We start from the raw sequence: 20,105 nt of genomic DNA on the forward strand, positions 1-20,105 counted from the left end.
GTACTAATTAATGTTTACAGTTGTTCCAATGGCTTCCCCTTGGCACACTTTTAACAAGTTATTCTCTTTATTCATATCAAATACCACAATCGGTAATTCGTTTTCTAAACTCAATGTAAAAGCCGTAGAGTCCATTACGTTTAATCCTTCTTTAAGAACATCACTAAACGTTATGCTTTCGTATTTTACTGCATTTGGATCTTTTTCTGGGTCTGCTGTATAAACACCATCCACACGAGTTCCTTTTAAAATTACATCTGCATTGATTTCAACTCCTCTAAGAACTGCTGCTGTATCGGTTGTGAAATAAGGGTTTCCTGTTCCAGCTCCGAAAATAACGATTCTTCCTTTTTCTAAATGACGTACAGCTCTTCTTTTGATGTAAGGTTCTGCAACTGCTTCAATTTTTAAAGCTGTTTGCAAACGCGTTAGCAATCCTACTTCTTCTAAAGCTCCTTGCAATGCCATTCCATTAATAATGGTTGCTAGCATTCCCATATAGTCACCTTGAACGCGGTCCATTCCTGCACTTGCACCAGAAACTCCTCTGAAGATATTACCCCCACCAATAACAATCGCAATTTCTACTCCTTGTTCGTGTACTTTTTTAATCTCTGCAGCGTATTCTGCTAATTTTTTTGGATCAATACCGTATTGATTTTCTCCCATTAAGGCTTCTCCACTTAATTTTAGTAGAATTCTTTTGTATTTCATTGAAAGTACGTTTTTAAGTTGTGCAAATATAACCAATATCTGTTTTTATAAAACAGCTTTTTCAAAATTAACCGCTTTATCCATAAAAGATTCTTTTGCAGTACTATAACCTAATTCGAAAATCTCGTTCATTCGCAACTTATTTCGTTCAAAGGTAGTGTAGTTTGAGAGTTCTTTAGGTTCTATTAACCAATCGCATAGAGTGGCTTTTTGACGGTTGTTTATAGTTGTCATCAATTCATAGGCTCTAACAGTTACAGAACGAATCGAATGTAAATCTTCTTCTTTCACTTCTTGTAACGGACAAACGTTTACACCAATGATGTATTTGTTTTTGGAGTGAATTAGGTTGGTTGGGAAGTTGTTTAAAATTCCTCCATCACTATATACAGTATCTCCAATTTTATAAGGTGAAAAAATCCCTGGAAACGCACTTGAGGCCAATACTGCATCTACAATTTTGGTTTCTGGTTCAAAGATCTCTAATTTTCCTAGTTCCATGTTGGTAGCTGTGATGTAAAGCGGAATTCGAAGATCTCCCAGAGTGTCTTCTTTAAAAATATCTTTTAGATATACCTCAAAGGAATTTGCATCCATGAGTCCTGCTTTTCTTAAAGTGAAATGATGCCAATTGAATAAGTTTACCGATTTGAAAAAATCAAGTATCTCTAGTGGCCTTAAACCTTTTAAGTATAAAGCCCCTACAATAGCTCCCGCACTAGTGCCGGCTAATTGATTGATAGAAATTCCTTGCTCTTCTAAAAAGTGAAGTACTCCTGCATGTGCAATACCTTTGTAGCCTCCCCCAGAGAGGGCTAGTCCAATAGATGTTTTGGCTTCATTCATTTGTTTGAAATCAATTTCGTTTTGAAAAAAATGTATCTTTGATTTTGTTAAAAATACTACAAATGAAAAACATAATTGTATCAAGTCTAGAAAAAAGTAAAAGTTATCCTGATTATAGAACTTTTGTAAGTGAAGCACTTCAAAATAATCCTCAAAAATTGGAGATTGAGGATACTATGTTACCTTATGCGACATTGAATGAAACTCGTCTTAAGAGGTTGGATAAGACCACTCAAATAGGCGAACAGTCTGCTCTTAAAATACAAGAACTGAAAAAATCGTATATCTGGTTGGTGATCACAGAAAGCTGGTGTGGTGATGCAGCTCAGTGTTTACCGATACTTAATAAATTGGCGGAGCTTTCAGATTTAATAGATATGCGTTTGGTTTTTAGAGACCAAAACTTAGAGTTGATGGACTTGTTTCTAACAAATGGTGGTAGAGCAATTCCAAAACTATTGGTTTTAGATCCGGAGACTAAAGAGGTGCTGAATCACTGGGGACCACGTCCTGCTGGTGCGGTTGCTTATGTAGAGAATTATAAAGCTACGCATGGTGCTTTAGATGAAGCTGGGAAAGAGGGCTTGTTTAAATGGTATAATGAAAACAAAGGAGAGCAAATTGAAGAAGAAGTTGTTGCAATGATGCTCGACTTAGATAAATAAAAACAACACTAATTAAATAATTATTACAGTATTATGAGTATTAAACAAAGTTTATTGATTGAGCTAGAGAGAGAAAGTGATAACACTTTGAGAATGTTAGAACGTTTAGAAGGTGCTGACTTTTCATGGAAGCCACATCCTAAATCGATGTCGCTAGGAGCTTTAGCCAACCACATAGTTGAATTACACGATTGGATGTCTTTAGTGATAACTCAATCAGTTCTAGATTTTCAAAAAGACTACGCTCCAATGAAATTGGAGGATGTGTCTAGTTTGTCAACTGTTTTGAAAAGCAGTGTAGCTGAAACAAAAGATATTATCGAGAATTTGGATGAAGCATTATTGTTTGAAGATTGGACATTGCAATCTGGAGATTATGTGATTATGACTGCACCAAAAATAGCTGCGATTCGTTTTGTGGTAAATAACCACTTAATTCATCACAGAGGACAACTTTCTGTCTATATGAGATTATTGGATATTCCAGTTCCTGGAATCTATGGGCCTTCGGCTGATGAACAGCAGTAATTTTTAAAAAGTCGCAATGCAACTAGTAAATGAAAACACAGTTGTATTGCGACTTTTAATATCGTATTTGGTTTAATTTGATTGATTTTCTAGCTTTTGAAAACTTTCTAGTAGATCGTCAAATTGATTTCCATATTTTTTTCTCATGCGCTGTTTACTCTTTTTAACAGCTTCATTCGTTATCCCTAGTGTATTCGCGATTTGTGTATTGTTAAGACCTAGAACATGAAGCATGACCATTCGTAGGTTGGATTCGGTTAAGTCTGGCAATTGGTCTTTAATAGCGTTATAGACAATGTCTTTTTCTGCGATAAAAGAATTTTTAAAGTTACCCCAATTTTCATCTGTCATCAAATGAGAATTTAATAGATCTTCAATTCCTGTTTTTTGCTTTTGAAGGCTCGTGGACAGGTTGGCTTTTTTTAGGTTCTTTAATTCTTTTTGTAATTGTTTTATCTGTATATTCTTTTCTTCTAAATACTGTTGGTAAGAGCTTAAAGACTGTGTTGTTTGATTGAGATGTGTTTCTGCTTCTGATTTTTCTCGTTGAAATGTGGCAATCATTTCATCTAATTCATGAACTTGAATTTTTGATTTCTTTCGATTTGAAATATATAAGTAAATAAAAATTCCAAGGATTCCTATAAAAGACAAAGTTGCATACCACATTGTGTTTTTTGCTTTGCTTAGTTTTGAACTACTAGATGACAATTGCCATTTTATTTGTTCGTTCTGAGCTTGCCATTTCAATTGGTTTACTTTGTCTTCACTTTCAGTATCTGATATCAATGAAGATAATTCATCCAAATGTCTTCTAATTGAAATTTCTTCTTGAGTGTTGTTAAGTTGTTGTGCGATTTGTAGCAGTAACTTATATATATCGTATTCGTAGCCTTTTAGGTATTCTTTCGATTGGGCATAATCCAGTGCCTTGTGCAATTCAAGAGAAGCGTTTTCAAGTTCTTTGGTTTCTATTAAAAGTGTACCCAAGTGGATTCGAGCATACATTGAATTCCTACCTTCTTGAATTTTATCTGATATTTCAATGTCTTCTTTTAATAATTTTTTAGCAAGTTTTAAATCACCTAGTTTTCTATGTAATAGTCCAAGTTCACCAGTTGCTTTAGCGTATTGCAGTTCATCGTTGTTTTGTATTGCCACTTTTCTACTTTCTTCTAAATAGTATTGAGCTTGTTGATAGTCGTCAGAAATCAAGTAATTACAACCCAGAGAGAACAGAATAGAATTGTATTCGGAGCAAGTTGTTTCGCACCACTGTAAGGCTTCTTTTAATAAGGCTATAGCAGTAGGATAATTTTTTATCGTTTGAAAGAAGTAAGCATTCTTTTTATAAACAGAAGCTTTCTCGGGTACAATTTGCGAATTTGAATTTTCTAATGCCCTTGTGGTTTTATTAAAGTAAGTCAGAGCTTTTTCATATTGATTATGTCTATAGTAGTAAAAGCCTAATTGGGTTTCAATCCAAATTAAAAAACCTTCGTCCTTGTTTGATTTTGCTAAAGAAAGAGCATCGTTATAAAGAGATACTATTTTAGGGTCTTGTTTGTCTATTTCATCAATGTAATACTCAGCCATAAGGGCATTGTAGAGGATCTGATAGGTTGATTCATTCTCTTCTTCGGTATTCTCGAGCAGGTAGTTTTTTAAAGCTATGGTGTCTGTGAATTGACGTGCTTCTACTAAGATCTTATCCCATTTTGAGGGAGTGAATCTGAAGGCCATAGATTGTTGAGGTATGCAAATAGATAGTACCAGTAAGAGAATTAATTTCTTAAGAGGCATGTCGCGTAGTAAAAGGTGAATTGAAATTCTTGTTAGTTACTTACAAAAGTATATAAAATTATGATTTATAAGTGAGATAATTTGTGAATTTGCGAATTTGTTGATTTGGTTATTAGTGAATGCGGTTATTCGTTTATTTGTAAATAGGCTATGAAGCTAATTCGTTGATTTGAAGATAAGCGAAGAGGTTAAGGAGGCAAAGCAGTAGTTTGTCATTGCGGGACTGATCCGCAATCTTATAGATAAGAAGTTAGGGATGGAAATGTGTTGAAAGGAAGTTAGGTAAGAGGATTGAGTGAATAAATTCGTTAAATTGAGGTTAGACAATAGCAGTTATGGAAAAATAGATTTCTACCAACTCCAATTATATTTATATACTAAAAAAGTAACACTAAATTTCAATGGATGATTATAATGATCTCGTTTGATATAACTTGATATAACTTGATATCAAATGATTTCATTTGATTTATTTTTATTTATAAGTTGCTTAAAATCAGATAATTGTTTTTTATTAAAAGTGCTTTGTTCGGGAGTTCTTCGGGGATTTCCAGTGTTTACTTGGGTTAGAGGCCCGTTTTCCGAACAAGACCCAAACAAGACCCGAAGGAAACTGGAATTAGGAGACAGAAATTTGGTGATAGGAGACCGAAAAGGGCAAAGCGAATAGCAACGAAGTTTTGTAAAAAAGGGTTGATGTCTATTTATTTAGATTTCATCCCTTTTTTGGTTGCTATCAAAAGCTTGGATTAGGGTTGGATAAAGTGTGTAATGTTTAGTCAAGGTCACTGAAAGTCCACTAAAGGTCTACAAAACATGTGGAGGTTGAGTGGACTTTAAGTATAGTTTTGAAAGAGGTATGGTCCTTTATAGTAGGAGTATTTGTGATGTAGATTTGATGTTGAGAGCTATTAATGGATGGGATTTGAGCTTTTTTAAGCAATGATGATTTTTGAATGTCAATTCAGTATTACATTCATTGAAAAGATTACATTTGATGTTTAAAAATAGTAATATCAGTATTGTAACTGAATTAGGAAATAAAAGTATCAATTGAATGTTTGTGTTAACTAAGAAAGCGAATCAAGGTAATTTATATTTTATTATTGGAATATTGTTTTTATTGTTTAGTAGTTGTAATGATTCTAGAATAGAACAAAAGTTTTTTCAAAATGGAAAGTTAGAAGACGAGATTTTTTATGAAAACGATATTATTACTAAGCGAAAAATCTACTTTGATAGTGGTAATTTGAGGAATGCATTGTATTATTTGGAAGATAATACTGTGGTTGATACATTATTTGACTATTATGATACGGGTGAGAAGTATGGAGATTTTGCAAGGAAGTATACTAAATCAAATGATACAATTGAATTAAAAAGCGGGAAATATCGTCGTTATGATTTGAAAGGAAATGTTATGATAGATGGTTTGTCTTATAATGGAGAACGAATAGGTTGGTGGAAATATTATAATGAAGGAGTCTTAGAAGAAATGAAATATTTTTATCAGAAAGGTGATTCCAAGAATAAGTATAATCAATATATGAAATTTGACAGTGTTGGTAATATAATAGAGTCCAAAAGTGAATATTTTGAAATTACATTGCCAGATACTCTTTATGTAGGAAAAAGTGCGGGTACATTAAAATTAAAAAAGAGACTGAAAGAGTGTTCCGATACGAATATATGTATAGGATATGATTTAAAGCCTGATTATAGTAATATTTTAGAATGTAAGGTGGACACATTTTATTCTAAAGATAATGACGGTTTTTTTGGAGTTACTTTTGAGACATCTGGAAAATATACAATACGTGGTTTTGTTTACGAAGTAAACATGGAATTAAAAAATGAAAATAAAACATTATTGTTAGAAGAGGATGAAAGACCTTTTGAAAAGGAGTTTTATGTTGTTGATAGACCAGACTCAATTTCAAAAGAACGAGTTATGAGATATGATATTAAAAGAGTAAAGAAGTAGAGGCTTTAGATATTAATTAAACCAACAACCAATCCCAACCCTCTTTATTGAGACCGTTGGGATTTGTCATTTAAAGTAGTAAAAGAAACCTTTTTAGGGGACAGGAGACTGAGAATTGGGGAATGACAATAAACTTAGTTTTTAAAAGAAGTAATTTTTTTAAAGTTTGAATATTATATTGTCATTTTGAGATTATGCTCTGTTTTATTGTATAAAACAATTGAATATAGTAAGAAGAGTTTTGTATTAATAGGGACAACAATATTATATTTACAGCTGTATAATTGTTTTTTATTTTTGAATAATCATTTTTCATTGAATTATAACCTCTATTTAGAAGTGACCTTGTATGTGAAATGAATATTTTATAATTAGTGTTGAGCGTAAATTAAAATGTTTAAAATGTTTAACAGAAGTTCTTGGATTAAATATGTTGCTGTAATACTAATTCTTCTTATTGGTCTTTTTTTTGTTTGGACGCAGTTTGAGCAAAAGGAATTTTCTAAGAATGAAGCGGGGTTTATTGAATATGCGGATGTTGATTCTATACTAAATTTAGATAGTCGAATTGTCGACAACAAAATCAAAGAGCTCAGTGCTAAGGTTTCTAACTCTAATTTAGGAACGGATCAAGCTAATTTGTATTTCTATAAGTTAAAAAAAGCAATGAAAGCTGGACAGTTGGACAGTGTTCCATTCTTTATTGAGAATGGGGTTGCTCATGCGAAGTTGCTGGATAATGAAGCTTTGTTATTTAATTTTAAAAGAACTGCAGGATATTATTATTTGCAAACTAGTCAATATGTGAAAAGTTTAGAAGCTTTTCAAGAGGCTTTAACTTATACTACAGAGAAGGATGAGGTTAAAAATGCGCATATCTTTATGGGTATGGCGGGTATTTATTATTATCTGGATGATTTAGACCAAGCTATTTATTTTTGTGAAGCGGCTTTTAACGTTTTTGAAAAGCTGAAGATTAAAAGCGGTATGTCTTCTTATTACGGTAATATGGCTGGTATTTATGCAGCTAAAGGTGAAGACGATAAAAACGCAGAATTTATTAAGAGATCGCTGTTGATTTCCAGTGAGTTAAATGATTCGATTACAATTACGATTAATCTTAATGCTCTTGGGGCTTTAGCTCTTAAAAATAAGGACTTCACAAATGCGCTTTCTTATTTCGATAAAGCATTTCTTATCGCATCAAAAATTAATAATGGCAACCTACAGTCTGATATACTTTGTAATTATGGTGAAGTTTACGAGCAGAAGGGGAATTTAGATAAGGCTAGCGATTACTATAATCAAGCCAACAATATAGAAGGAAACACCTCTTTACGTACGAAAATGATACGTCTATATGCCTTAGCTCGTATATCGGAATTAAAGGGAGATTATAAACTAAACAGCAGTTATTTAAAAGAGTATTACTCTTTGAGCGAACAGGTAAAAGGTAGCGGGGTAACTCAAAACATCGAAAAGCTAAAGTGGGAAAATCTTTTGAGAGAACAAGAGCTAAAACAGCAATTGGAAAAACAGCGTTTTGAATTTAAGTCCTATTTGTATATTGCAATTACCTTCTTAGCCCTTTCACTCATTGCATTGTTTTATTCTATGTATAAGAATAAAAGTAAGTCACTGAAGATATATTTGTTGGAAAACGAAAATCTAGAAGAGGTGATTCGAGTGGAGAAGGAATTAAAGAATGTACAAGAGAAAGCCCATGAACAGGAATTAGAAGTTTTAAATAAGGAGTTAACTTCCCTCAATATCTTAATGCTTACTAAGAATAACTTTGTAAGTGAATTGAAAGACATCATATCTAAAAGTAAAAGTGAACCAAATCCAACAAATGTTTTAAATAGTATTAGACATTCTGTGAATAGGTTGTCTAATGTTGAACAGGATTGGGGGCAATTTCAGCAAGTATTCCAAAAAGTTCATCCCGAGTTTTTTAATACTATTCAAAGTAAATTCCCTTCAATAACGAAAGGTGAACTTCGAATTTGTGCTTATATTAAAATCAATATGTCTAACAATGAAATGGCATCTCTTTTGAATGTCGAACAGCGAAGTATTATCACAAATAGATATCGAATTCGTAAAAAAATGGATTTAGATGCAAAGTTAAATTTGGATGAATTTATACAATCTTTGTAGTTTATCCTTGTAAGGTTAAGAAGTAGGTATGTCTTTTTTTAACATATTAGTCTTTTTTGTGTTTGTCTAATCGGATCTGTGTTTTTAGAAACCCAAAAATCTTCTAAAAGGGTCTTGTTTACTTTAAAAACTCCAAATTTGAGTGTTTTTATTTTTAATCACCTGATTATCTTCTGATTGTTTAAAAGTTAAAAAATATCTGTCTACTATTTGTCTACTGTTAATTGTTGTTCTTTAACTAGGTTTGGGGTAGTTTAGCCAAGTTTGGTACTAGGTGCTAAATCTATATTAACCAAAAATTAACTACAATGAATATTAAAAACACTTTATTAACGGCTCTGTTAGTTTTTGCAGTGAGCTTTTTGCTTTTTGCAAATAATACTTTTAAGGCAAAGTGGTTTGATGATAAAGAAGAAGTAGCGCTTGCTCCATGTTCTCCGGTCACTCTTCCTTTCTTTGAAGGTTTTAATACTAACTCTACAACTTTTGATTGCTGGACTATTACTGATGGAAATGGTGATGCAACTTCTCCTACGGGCAGTAATATTTGGAAGCAGTATCTATCTAATCCTTATGAGGGAAGTTCTTCGATTTTTTTCAGTGGTACTGGTGCTAATACTATACATGATGATTGGTTAATTTCTCCTCCGATCACAATGAATGGTGAGATTTTTGCAATTTCATATTATTATAAGACAGCTAACTCTGGATTGAATGAATTTGAGGTTCTTTTGTCGATTGATGGTATAGATGTAAATAAGTTTACGACTGTTGTTGAACCAGTGAAAAAGACAAATTCAACAACTTATTTAAAGAAAATTCTCTATGTAAAAGACATTGTAGGTGAAGCTCATATTGCATGGCATGTAATGTCTAAAGGGAGTACAAATATATATGTCGATGCGGTTAGTATTGAAAAAGTAGGATGCGTTGGACCTGCTGATAATGTGCAGGTCGATGACCTAGTGAAAGATAAAGCAACTATTTCATGGAATGATCCTAATAATATAGGATGGGAATATTTCGTACAACCTCTTGGAACTGGATCTGCTCCTGTTGGAAGTGGTAATTATACTACTAATTCAAAAGTTACTGTCACTAAAACTTCTGGGGTGGCTGGGGTGAATTTATTACCTAATACTTCTTATGAGTTTTATTTAAAGTCTAATTGTGGTGGTGGAAAAGAAAGTGTATGGTTAGGTCCGCTTGTATTTACAACTCCTTGCGATATTTTAAGTGTGCCTTTTGATGAAGGATTTAATACGGGGTCTGTAAATATTAATTGTTGGTCTATAATAGACAATGATAATAATGGGGCTACTTGGACTATTCCAACTTCAAGTTTCGGTGTATTTGAAGGAGATAGAATGATGCAGTACAACTCGAATAACATAACTGCTAGTCATGATGATTGGTTGATTTCTCCTACTTTTAGTTTAAATCCAACAAAGTTTTATAGACTTTCTTATTATTATAAAACCGTTGAAACTAGTAAAACTGATTTTGAGTTGTTGTTATCTACAAGTGGTATAGCATTGGGTAGTTTTAAAAAGGTATTGACCGAAGAAGTAGGTGTTAGCAGTAAGGATTGGAAACAAGATATAATTGTTCTTGGTGCTATTTCAGGTAATGTCAATTTTGCTTGGCATGTTAAGACAAAGGCTAATGCGACTGCTCTTTATATTGATAAAGTTGTTTTAGAAGAAATAGTTGGATGTCCTGAGCCTATGAAAGTTGATGTGAAGGATGTTAAAGAAAATAGTGTTAATCTGAATTGGATTGATGATTTTGGAAAGGAATGGGAATATGTAGTTCAGGCTTTTGGTGGAATTCCTCCAACCGATAAAACAGTAGGTGTTTCAACAACTAAAACAGAAAATATTGTTACCCAAACGCTAGATGGGAAAGCGCTTGATGAAAACTCGATTTATGAGGCATATGTGCGTAAGAAATGTTCAGCTGATGACGTTAGTCCTTGGACAAAAGTATTTGTGTTTAGGACGGCTTGTGGCGTGTATTCAACTCCTTTTTGGGAAGGGTTTAATATTGGAAGTGTTTCACTTCCATGTTGGACGATTATTGATGCTAATAACGATGCTACTTCTCCTACGGGTAATAATATTTGGAAAGCAGCTACGACTAAGTATGAAGGAACTCAAGCTATGAATTTTGTAGGTAATGCAAATCAACCTCCACACGATGATTGGTTGATTTCTCCTCGTATTAAAATGGAGGCGGGAAAGATGTATCGTTTGATTTATCATTATAGGCTATCGACTGTTGCAACGGTTGAATATGAATTTGAGGTTATGCTTTCGAATAAAGGTTTAGATCCAAAGGATTTTACCAAGGTTATTGTTCCTAGAAAAAAATATAACCCAAATATAAATTGGGTAGAAGAATATGTGTTTTTCTCAGGTGTGTCTGGTGAGGCTAATGTTGCATGGCATATTACTTCGTCTACACCTAATACTCAATTATATGTAGATAATGTTTTTATTGAGGAAGTTACGGGATGTCCAGAGCCATTGAATCTGAATGTGGAAGATGAGAAAGTTGATGGAGCTACTCTTAATTGGGAAGATGACCAAGGTGGAAAGGATTGGGAATACTACGTACAAGAGAAAGGAAAGGGCGTGCCTACCAAAGCGGGTACATCAACAAACTTGAAAAAAAATGTTATAACCACGGAACAGTCTGGTGTAGGTTTAAAACCAAATACAGATTATGAATTTTATGTTCGTACAAAATGTGCGAATGGTGAATTCAGTATGTGGAGTGGTCCAATGGTTTTTGTAACGCTATGTGCGTCTTATAATACTCCTTTCTGGGAAGGATTTAACAAGAATTCTGAAACTACTAGATGTTGGACTATTGTAAATAAAAATGGAGAAATTCTTCCTTTAGGTGTTACTTGGAAAGCAAGTACTTATGAGGCCCCTCAAGAGGGAAATCAAATGTTACAGTTTGGGGTGTCTGATTCTAAAAAGGAACCTTATGACGACTGGTTGATTTCACCTATCATCAATTTGGATGGAGGTACTTATGTCTTAAAATATTATTATAAAACGAGTAGTTCAGCAACTCTAAGAAATGAGTTTGAAGTGTTGTTGTCTAGTGATGGAGCGGATATTTCTAAGTTTAGTACTACTGTTCTTCCTGCAAAGGATTATAAGAATGACAACTTTGAGGAACAAGTGGTGTTTATAAATGGTATTAAAGGAGATGTTAATCTAGCTTGGCATATTATATCTAAAAACACCAATTATTCTTATTTGTATCTTGATAATATTAGTATTAGTAAAGTAGCAAATTGTGAAGAGCCTTATTATGTAAAAGTTACTGAGAATCCAACTGGTGGTTTTGATTTAGAGTGGCAACAGAACGGTTCTATAAACGAGTGGGAGGTTATTGTTGTAAATTATGGAGATGATGAAAGTGGAACAGCTGTTGTTAAAACAGTTGTTACAGGGACTCCAAAAACTACAATCGTTGGGTTGGGTTCTGGACAAGCCTATACAGTGTATGTTAGGGCTAAATGTGCGGACGGAACAAATCACGGTGATTGGTCTACACCGGCGAATATCGCGGCTAAGGTGGGGGCAAATGACAATTGTGATGGTGCGATTACTATTCCTGTGAATAGTGGTTTAGAATGTGTTAAATCAGTTCCTGTATCTTTATTGGGTTCTACTGTTTCTGGTATTCCAACTGCTGGTTGTAGTGTTTCAAAAGATGTGTGGTTTGAGTTTACAGCTACTTCGTCTAATCATATGTTATATGTAAAAGATATTGTAAATCTTGCTGGGGGAGCAGCTCCATATATCTATGGAGTGCTTTATGATCAGCCTTGTACTTCTTTAGGAAGTCCATTTAACAATGAGTGTTTTTATTTCTTTCCAACTTCTACTGAGAAGATGTTTATGGGATTAACTCCTGGACAGAAGTACTATTTGAGATTATCAGGTCCTGATTCTGCTGTTTTTAACTTGTGTATTACTACTTCTCCGAATGGGCCAATTGAAGTGAGCCCTAGTGGAGATAAGTATTCAGTGGAGGAACTTGTTAAGGATGTATTGGTGAAGTCTAGTTGTGATTTGGTTTCGAATGTTCGTTATCAAGTTGGAGATGGTAGTCCAGCTGCGCAGGCAGTAAATACTCTTGGGTATTTTAGTAAAGAAAACTCTATTTTTCCTTTTGAAGAAGGGGTAGTCCTAGCAACAAGTGAAGTGAAATATGTACCTGGCCCTCATATTGGTGCTGATAATAACAGAGGAACTAATAAAAATAGATGGATCGGAGATAAAGATATCAATGAAGCTATTAATGATGCGGGCGGTGGACCTTCACTTGATAAGCGTGTTACTCAGCTTGAGTTTGATTTTATTCCTATTAAGGATTCTATCAAGTTTGAATATCTATTTGCATCAAATAGTTATATAAATACATGTATGCACAACTGCGGAACAGCAGCTTTGTTTGCTGCATGGTTAGTAGACACTACTACAGGGGAAGGACAGAACCTAGCTAAGATAAAAGGTACTAATACTTCTATCGCTATGAATAATATTCGCGATGCCAGTAAATCAAAAATTCCTTGTGAGAGTCATAATCAAGAATATTATTGGAAACACTATGCTCATGGGGTTAATAGTCCAATTGAAGCTCCAATAGACTTTGTTGGAATGACAGTACCTATGGAGTCTGAAACGGTAAAAGTAGTAGCTGGTAGAAAATACCATATCAAACTTGCTGTAATGGATTTCTGTACGAATGATGCGCATACATCTGCGGTCTTTTTTAATGCTTCTAGCTTTGATATTGGAAGTTTAGATCTTGGGCCTGACTTTCTTGTAGAAACTGGAACTGCTATTTGTGAAGGAGAGTCTGCAACTATCAAATCTGGTATGGGGACCGAGGATACCACTTTTGAATGGTATAGAGATGGAGAGCTAATTCCTAATGAGAATAAACCAGATCTTGAGGTTAAAGAATCGGGTAATTATAAATTAATAGCAAAATATGGTAACCTCAATTGTGAAATATCTGGTAGTGTAAAGGTAGAAATATATCCTTCGATCTCTACCGTGGTTTCCAGACCTAAGAATTTACAGTTTTGCGAGAAATCTTTTGAAGAGCAAGTTTTAGATTTAACGGAAGTTGAAAAATCAATGTTCTCAAAAGTCGATAGAAATGATTATGATTTGGTTTATTATAATTCTCAATCGGATGCAGAGTTAGGTGTAAATCCAATTGACAAACCTGATTCTTTTAGCATTATGCCAAATGGTGTCAATGTTCAGATTTTTATAAATATTCAGGATACAAGAACTGGGTGTACAGAAATATTTACGTTCTATTTAGTTTCAACTCCTGGTGAATTTCCTAATGATTTTGAGGATGTTAAAGTTTGTGCAGCCTATGTTTTCCCAACGCTTAAGGATAATCAATATTATTATTTAGAACCTAATGGAGTAGGAAAGGAGTATAAAGCTGAGGATGTGTTAGAACAACCTGGATTACATACTGTCTATGTGTTGCAAGTAAATAACGAAAAAGGGTGTTATGAAGAAACTAGTTTTGAGGTTTCTATTACAGGAGCTGTTAAAGCAGAGAGATTTGACGATTATAATTTAACTTGTAAAATACATACGCTTGCGCCACTTCCTGAATTTAATAGATATTATCTAGAGCCAGGTGGTAAAGGGATTGAATTACCTGTAGGTACTCCAATTTTAAAAGATGGAACGATTTATGTTTATGCTATTTCTGAAGATGGACTATGTGTTGATGAGAGTAGTTATTTCGTTTCTTATAATGAGTGTCCTATACAAAAAGGGATTTCTCCTAATGGAGATGGAGTAAATGATCGCTTTGAACTTTATTACCATAACGTTGAAAGCTTGAAAGTATTTAACAGATACGGAAAGGAAGTGTACAGTTATGGTTCTGGCTATAAAGATGAATGGATGGGACAAAGTAATTCAGGTCAAAAACTACCAGATGGGACTTACTATTACGTTGTACAAACTAATGGAAAGAATCGTACTGGTTGGGTACAGATAAATAGATAACATTATTTTAGATTAGTCAACTAAAATAGTTTAAAGGGGGGTGTCACATTAGGTGATAATACCCCCTTTTTTATGTTAGCTATTGGATAATGCTTTATTCATGAGTTTTAGTCGATATTAAAAAGTCTGTAGAATTAATTCGGAAAGAAATACTAATAGGTTTTGAATGTTGTAGAACATGTCCTAAATCTCCATAAAAGAAAGTTTTTACTGTTTAATTATACTACGAAAATGTAAAAATGAATAAAACCACAAGTTTGAAAAGGAAGGTTATAGCAATAATTGAGATGTAAAGTCATTGATAGTAAATGTGTTGTGTTTTTGTTGTTGTTATGCGAATTCTTTTGGCACGGCATTTGTCTAGTGTATAATAGGTTTAATCAATTCTTGTTGATGCTCAAATAAGTTTTAGATAGAGATGAGAATTTTTATAGATAGTAATATGAAAAGAATAGTAGTTTTAGGATTAGCCATTGCAGGTTTATGGATGGCTTCCACGGTAGAGGGTTATGCGCAACGTCGCGATAGAGATGACAGAGACGATAGAGACCACAGAAAAGAATACAATAAAGACAGACACTACAAGGATAGAGATAAAGATCGAAAAGAGTATTACAAAGATTTGCGTAAAGCAGATAAGGAATATCATAAAGATAGATATAAAGCTCATAAAAAATACCGTAAAGTAGCTTCTAGACATCATGTTCCGTCATGGGGTAATCGCCACAATTATCACGGTGATCGTCATGTGTATTTTAAAGAATACAAAACGTATTATGATCCAAGAAGAGAAGGGTATGTTTATCTAGATGGTGGTAGATGGCTTTTTTCTCCTAGTGTTCCAAAGTTCATGCTTAATGTAGATTTAGGTAGAGCTCAAATACAAATCATGCAAGATATTCCTTTGACTGTACGTCCAGAGGTTTATTACAGACGATAATAAAATGAATATGTTTTACATTAAAAAGGGAGGCTATTAGCCTCCCTTTATTGTTTTAGTTTCTTTTTAAAGAATAGCACTATTTAATTTCAATGCTTTTTATAGTTGAAGATATGGGAATCGCTTTTACGCTTTCTTCTTGATAAAGAAATAACATATCGCTGGTTTTATTATCGACTACCGACCACCAAAAAAACGAACAACGAACATCAAACAACGAGAACTAATGATGTTAAGAAATTGTTTAAGAAGCTAGGTTTAACTGTTTTAACAGCGATAGTGTGCTGATAAATGATTATGTTTAGAATATTATTAATTCAAAAGCTATATTTATGAGTACAAAAGTGAATATGCCGCAATTCAAAAAGAGTTATGGCAACTATATTAATGGGGAGTTTATAGCTCCTGTAAATGGAAAATATTTTGATGTTATTACCCCTATAGACGGTAGTGTAATGACACAAGCGGCTCATTCGTCTGGAGAGGATTTAGAATTGGCGGTGAATGCAGCACATAAAGCTTTCGAAACTTGGGGACGTACTTCTTCTACTGAACGCAGTATTATCCTAAATAAGATTGCAGATAGAATTGAACAGAATTTAGAATATATAGCGGCTGTTGAAACAGTTGATAATGGAAAACCGATTAGAGAGACTCTAAATGCTGATATACCTTTGGCTATTGATCATTTTAGATACTTTGCAGGGGTTATTCGAGCAGAAGAGGGGTCTTTGTCTGAATTGGATGAAAATACGGTCTCATTAATCGTAAATGAGCCTTTGGGAGTGGTTGCACAGATTATTCCGTGGAACTTTCCAATTTTAATGGCTGTTTGGAAGTTAGCTCCTGCTCTTGCTGCGGGAAATTGCGTGGTGTTGAAACCCGCTGAAAGTACTCCTATTTCTATTTTAGTCCTTTTTGAATTGATTGGAGATTTACTTCCTCCTGGGGTTGTAAATATTGTAAATGGTTTTGGGTCGGAGCTAGGTAAGAAGTTGGTTACCAATCCCAAAGTGTCTAAAGCTGCTTTTACGGGTTCTACCGCAACGGGACGTTTAGTGATGCAATACGCTACAGAGAACATTATTCCTGTTACTTTAGAGTTGGGTGGAAAGTCTCCAAACATCTTTTTTGAGTCTGTGATGGATCACGATGATGATTATTTGGATAAGGCTATTGAAGGGGCCGTTTTATTTGCCTTGAATCAGGGGGAAATTTGTACATGTCCTTCTCGTTTGTTGATCCAAGAGAGTATTTATGATAAATTCATTGCGCGTGTTATCGAACGTGTGAATGCTATTAAAGCGGGTAATCCTTTAGATACGACTACGATGATTGGAGCGCAGGCTTCAAAAATTCAATATGATAAGATTGCTTCTTATATCAAATTAGGTAAGGAAGAAGGCGCTGAGGTATTAACTGGAGGTGATGTAAATAATTTGGAAGGTGATTTAGCTACTGGATACTATATTAAACCAACGCTGTTCAAAGGGCATAATAAGATGCGTATTTTCCAAGAGGAGATCTTTGGACCTGTATTGGCAGTAACGACCTTTAAAGATGAGAAAGAGGCTTTAGAAATTGCGAATGATACTATTTATGGATTGGGTGCTGGTGTGTGGACACGTGATGCGCATCAGTTGTATCAAATTCCAAGGGGTATTCAAGCGGGGCGTGTTTGGGTGAATCAATATCACAGTTATCCGGCTGGTGCTCCGTTTGGTGGTTATAAGCAATCGGGTATCGGTCGTGAGAACCACAAAATGATGTTGGATTATTATCGACAGACTAAGAATATGTTGATTTCATACAGTAAGAAAAAATTAGGTTTCTTCTAAAAAAACAAATATTATGGGAACTGTAAAACGATTAGATGCAACAGATAAGGCTAAGGAGCTGATTCGAGAATTAGCGGATGAGTTTGGTGATTTAATGTTTTACCAAGCTGGAGGATGTTGTGAGGGTACACAACCAATGTGTTATATGAAAGGGGATTATATTCCTCGAACGGCAGATGTGAAAATCGGTTCCGTTTGCGGTTATGAGTTTTGGGTAGACCGTGATTTGTTTGAGTATTGGAAAAATGCGCATTTTACATTGGATGTGCTAGATGGTTTTGGTACTGGTGGTTTCTCTTTGGAAATGCCTAGAGGCAAAACGTTTAAAGTGCATTACCGCATTTTCTCTCCAGAGGAATTGGAACAGTTGGAAGAACTTACCTACTTTGAATAATATAACAAAGGCTGTCCGATTAAGACAGCCTTTGTTGTTTTTATGAAGAGGGATTTAGTCAAAAACCGTTCCTCCTATACCTAATCCCATTGTAGTGTAAGGCGTATGTTGTTTTAAAGAAAAACCGTGATCTGCTATAAAAGCGAAAATGCGAATACTTTCTTGTGATTCAATACCTATTTGATAGTGTTGATACATACCATTTTTATTTCCTTTTCCAATAGCGGTATTCCATCCTGCTATAAATTTCCCATAAAGTCTTGTGTCTTCACCAATTAGTGGAGCTAAAGAAATACTTCCTCCAATGGGTGTCGTTACTGTTTTATCTGCAATATTGATTTGTAACCCCAAGTGAGCACCTACGCGAAACCATTCTTTATAGGTAATTCCATATTCGTATTGAGCAGCTATTCCTGCTAATACAAATTTTGTAGGTTCTACCCAATGATTTTGAGAATTGAAATATGGATTGTCAATAGAGTTTGGGTTGAATAATATACTAATATCAGCTCCTAAAATAGGTTTCCAATTTTTGTCGATGTATTCTTGAGAGTATGAAGAAAACGAGAATAGAGCGCTGGCTATGAGTACGAAAAGGCGCATATTGAAATTACTCACCTTCTTTTAGGTCGATATTATACATTTCTTCAAAGGCTAATGGTTCTATGGCGTTTTCAACTGAATAGTCTCCAATTTTTGTTCTTCTTAAAGAGGTTAAATGCGCTCCTGATTCAACAGCTTGACCAAAGTCGAAAGCCAATGAACGGATATAAGTTCCTTTCGAACAGACAGCTCTAAATGCTATCTCTGGAAAAGCTTCTGCGTTGATTTCAAACTCTAGTATTTCTACTTTTCGTGTTGGAATTTCTACTTCTTCACCTTTTCTTGCATGTTCATATAGTCTTTTTCCTGCTTGCTTTATAGCTGAAAACACAGGAGGTCTTTGGTCTATTACCCCAAGGAATTTTTGTCTCGCTGTTTCTAGTGTTTCTGAGGTGATGTGTTCTGTAGGAAAAGTTTGGTCAATCTCTGTTTCTAAATCGTAGGAAGGAGTAGTGCTACCCAATAGGAAGGTTCCGGTATATTCCTTTACTTGTCCTTGAAGTTCCGATATTTGTTTAGTAGATTTTCCTGTACAAATAATCAAAAGTCCGGTGGCTAAAGGATCGAGTGTCCCTGCGTGTCCTACTTTTATTTTTTTGAGACCTAAGTTTTTCTTTAGTGCCCATTTTATTTTGTTTACCGCCTGGAATGAAGACCAAGTTAATGGTTTGTCTATAAGTAATATTTGACCGTTTGAAAAGTCATCTGGTGAAAGTTGCATGCTATTGATATAGAAAGTAAATTAATAAAAGAATACCGATGATAATGCGGTACCATCCCCAAAACTTAAAACCGTATTTGGTAAGTACATTGATAAAGGTTTTCACTGCTATTAGTGCAACTATGAATGCTATAACATTTCCAATGATGAAAATTTGTATGTTTTCAGTTGAGGAAAGTATCATCTCATATCCCTTTTGTGGTGTGGCAGAATCTGCTCCCCAAGTTTTTAGAAATATAGAATAAACGGTTACAGCTAACATGGTAGGAACTGCTAAGAAGAAAGAGAATTCTGCTGCTGCTTTTCTGCTTAGACCTTGAGTCATACCACCTATAATTGAGGCAGCTGATCTACTTGTGCCGGGCATCATAGCTAGACATTGCCAAAAACCAATAATGATTGCTTTTTTATTGCTTATCTCTTTTTCGTCATGAATTTTAGGGTTTTTAAACCAGCGATCTACGAATAGCAAAACAATTCCTCCTAAGATTAATACTGATGAAATCGCTATTTGATTTCCTAATACAGCTTCAATTTTATCGTCAAATAAATATCCTAAGGCTAAAGCAGGTATTACTGCAAGTGCTAGCTTAAAATAGAATTTGAAATTGGAAAAATCAAAGAATTTTTTCCAGTATAGCGCTACGATTGAAAGTATGGCTCCAAATTGAATTGATACTTGAAACATTTTTAAGTATTCTGTTTCTTCCATTCCAAGCAGTGCTGCCGTGAACCCCATATGGGCAGTCGATGAAATAGGCAAATATTCTGTTAGTCCTTCTATTATTGCTAATATAATGGCTTGAATTACAGTCATAAAAGTTTGTTGTGGTTG

Annotated in this window: 14 protein-coding genes; 8 read left to right on the forward strand and 6 right to left on the reverse strand. The window is 34.3% G+C overall.

Features of this window, described 5'->3' with window-relative positions; all coding sequences use genetic code 11:
* Positions 1–3: 3 nt before the first annotated feature.
* Positions 4–714, reverse strand: coding sequence for a UMP kinase (gene pyrH / locus BM024_RS06235; RefSeq protein WP_090678601.1), 711 nt, complete (start codon positions 712–714; stop codon positions 4–6).
* 45 nt (positions 715–759) lie between these two features.
* Positions 760–1,560: a patatin-like phospholipase family protein gene (locus BM024_RS06240; protein WP_090678652.1), complete on the reverse strand. Its 801-nt coding sequence runs from the start codon at positions 1,558–1,560 to the stop codon at positions 760–762.
* A gap of 62 nt (positions 1,561–1,622) precedes the next feature.
* Here BM024_RS06240 and BM024_RS06245 point away from each other — a divergent pair, with 62 nt between their 5' ends.
* Together BM024_RS06245 and BM024_RS06250 are read left to right on the forward strand one after the other, a co-directional pair.
* Positions 1,623–2,225: a thioredoxin family protein gene (locus BM024_RS06245; RefSeq protein WP_090678602.1), complete on the forward strand. Its 603-nt coding sequence runs from the start codon at positions 1,623–1,625 to the stop codon at positions 2,223–2,225.
* A 33-nt stretch (positions 2,226–2,258) separates the two neighbouring features.
* Positions 2,259–2,753 (forward strand): DinB family protein, encoded by a 495-nt coding sequence (locus BM024_RS06250; RefSeq protein ID WP_090678603.1) that lies wholly within the window; start codon positions 2,259–2,261, stop codon positions 2,751–2,753.
* A gap of 72 nt (positions 2,754–2,825) precedes the next feature.
* On the opposite strand, the gene BM024_RS06255 is transcribed toward BM024_RS06250, so the two are convergent.
* The gene (locus BM024_RS06255) at positions 2,826–4,496 is read right to left on the reverse strand and encodes a tetratricopeptide repeat protein (RefSeq protein WP_090678604.1); all 1,671 of its coding nucleotides are present in this window, start codon (positions 4,494–4,496) and stop codon (positions 2,826–2,828) included.
* 1,117 nt (positions 4,497–5,613) lie between these two features.
* Between BM024_RS06255 and BM024_RS06260 the strand changes: the two genes are divergently transcribed.
* From BM024_RS06260 to BM024_RS06285, 6 genes are all read left to right on the forward strand, one after another.
* Positions 5,614–6,540: a hypothetical protein gene (locus BM024_RS06260; protein ID WP_090678605.1), complete on the forward strand. Its 927-nt coding sequence runs from the start codon at positions 5,614–5,616 to the stop codon at positions 6,538–6,540.
* A gap of 402 nt (positions 6,541–6,942) precedes the next feature.
* A complete protein-coding gene (locus BM024_RS06265; RefSeq protein ID WP_177190168.1) occupies positions 6,943–8,700 on the forward strand; it encodes a tetratricopeptide repeat protein in 1,758 nt (585 codons plus the stop codon).
* A gap of 308 nt (positions 8,701–9,008) precedes the next feature.
* A complete protein-coding gene (locus BM024_RS06270) occupies positions 9,009–14,774 on the forward strand; it encodes a choice-of-anchor J domain-containing protein (protein WP_090678607.1) in 5,766 nt (1,921 codons plus the stop codon).
* 442 nt (positions 14,775–15,216) lie between these two features.
* Complete coding sequence (locus tag BM024_RS06275; RefSeq protein WP_090678608.1) at positions 15,217–15,714, forward strand: hypothetical protein; 498 nt, start codon at positions 15,217–15,219, stop codon at positions 15,712–15,714.
* Positions 15,715–16,046: 332 nt separating this feature from the next.
* A complete protein-coding gene (locus BM024_RS06280; RefSeq protein WP_090678609.1) occupies positions 16,047–17,552 on the forward strand; it encodes an aldehyde dehydrogenase family protein in 1,506 nt (501 codons plus the stop codon).
* 13 nt (positions 17,553–17,565) lie between these two features.
* Entirely contained in the window at positions 17,566–17,946 is a 381-nt protein-coding gene (locus BM024_RS06285; RefSeq protein ID WP_090678610.1) for a DUF779 domain-containing protein, read from the forward strand.
* Positions 17,947–18,000: 54 nt separating this feature from the next.
* Here the strand turns inward: BM024_RS06285 and BM024_RS06290 are convergent, their stop codons facing one another.
* Genes BM024_RS06290 through BM024_RS06300 form a run of 3 tightly spaced genes read right to left on the reverse strand, consistent with a single transcriptional unit; the run spans position 18,001 to position 20,087 of the window.
* Positions 18,001–18,564 (reverse strand): hypothetical protein, encoded by a 564-nt coding sequence (locus BM024_RS06290; protein WP_090678611.1) that lies wholly within the window; start codon positions 18,562–18,564, stop codon positions 18,001–18,003.
* Positions 18,557–19,270 (reverse strand): tRNA pseudouridine(55) synthase TruB, encoded by a 714-nt coding sequence (gene truB, locus BM024_RS06295; protein ID WP_090678612.1) that lies wholly within the window; start codon positions 19,268–19,270, stop codon positions 18,557–18,559. Before truB ends, BM024_RS06290 begins: the two co-directional genes overlap by 8 nt.
* A 1-nt stretch (position 19,271) precedes the next feature.
* Positions 19,272–20,087, reverse strand: coding sequence for an undecaprenyl-diphosphate phosphatase (locus tag BM024_RS06300; RefSeq protein ID WP_090678613.1), 816 nt, complete (start codon positions 20,085–20,087; stop codon positions 19,272–19,274).
* Between the last annotated feature and the right edge of the window lie 18 nt (positions 20,088–20,105).

Origin of the sequence: Myroides guanonis, from assembly GCF_900114085.1 — a bacterium.
Taxonomy (GTDB): Bacteria; Bacteroidota; Bacteroidia; order Flavobacteriales; family Flavobacteriaceae; genus Flavobacterium; species Flavobacterium guanonis.

Excerpts from the sequence above, each read along its gene's own strand:
- pyrH (WP_090678601.1), bottom strand. The coding sequence starts at position 714 with ATGAAATACAAAAGAATTCTACTAAAATTAAGTGGAGAAGCCTTAATG.
- BM024_RS06240 (WP_090678652.1), bottom strand. The coding sequence starts at position 1,560 with ATGAATGAAGCCAAAACATCTATTGGACTAGCCCTCTCTGGGGGAGGC.
- BM024_RS06245 (WP_090678602.1), top strand. The coding sequence starts at position 1,623 with ATGAAAAACATAATTGTATCAAGTCTAGAAAAAAGTAAAAGTTATCCT.
- BM024_RS06250 (WP_090678603.1), top strand. The coding sequence starts at position 2,259 with ATGAGTATTAAACAAAGTTTATTGATTGAGCTAGAGAGAGAAAGTGAT.
- BM024_RS06255 (WP_090678604.1), bottom strand. The coding sequence starts at position 4,496 with ATGGCCTTCAGATTCACTCCCTCAAAATGGGATAAGATCTTAGTAGAA.
- BM024_RS06260 (WP_090678605.1), top strand. The coding sequence starts at position 5,614 with ATGTTTGTGTTAACTAAGAAAGCGAATCAAGGTAATTTATATTTTATT.
- BM024_RS06265 (WP_177190168.1), top strand. The coding sequence starts at position 6,943 with ATGTTTAACAGAAGTTCTTGGATTAAATATGTTGCTGTAATACTAATT.
- BM024_RS06270 (WP_090678607.1), top strand. The coding sequence starts at position 9,009 with ATGAATATTAAAAACACTTTATTAACGGCTCTGTTAGTTTTTGCAGTG.
- BM024_RS06275 (WP_090678608.1), top strand. The coding sequence starts at position 15,217 with ATGAAAAGAATAGTAGTTTTAGGATTAGCCATTGCAGGTTTATGGATG.
- BM024_RS06280 (WP_090678609.1), top strand. The coding sequence starts at position 16,047 with ATGAGTACAAAAGTGAATATGCCGCAATTCAAAAAGAGTTATGGCAAC.
- BM024_RS06285 (WP_090678610.1), top strand. The coding sequence starts at position 17,566 with ATGGGAACTGTAAAACGATTAGATGCAACAGATAAGGCTAAGGAGCTG.
- truB (WP_090678612.1), bottom strand. The coding sequence starts at position 19,270 with ATGCAACTTTCACCAGATGACTTTTCAAACGGTCAAATATTACTTATA.
- BM024_RS06300 (WP_090678613.1), bottom strand. The coding sequence starts at position 20,087 with ATGACTGTAATTCAAGCCATTATATTAGCAATAATAGAAGGACTAACA.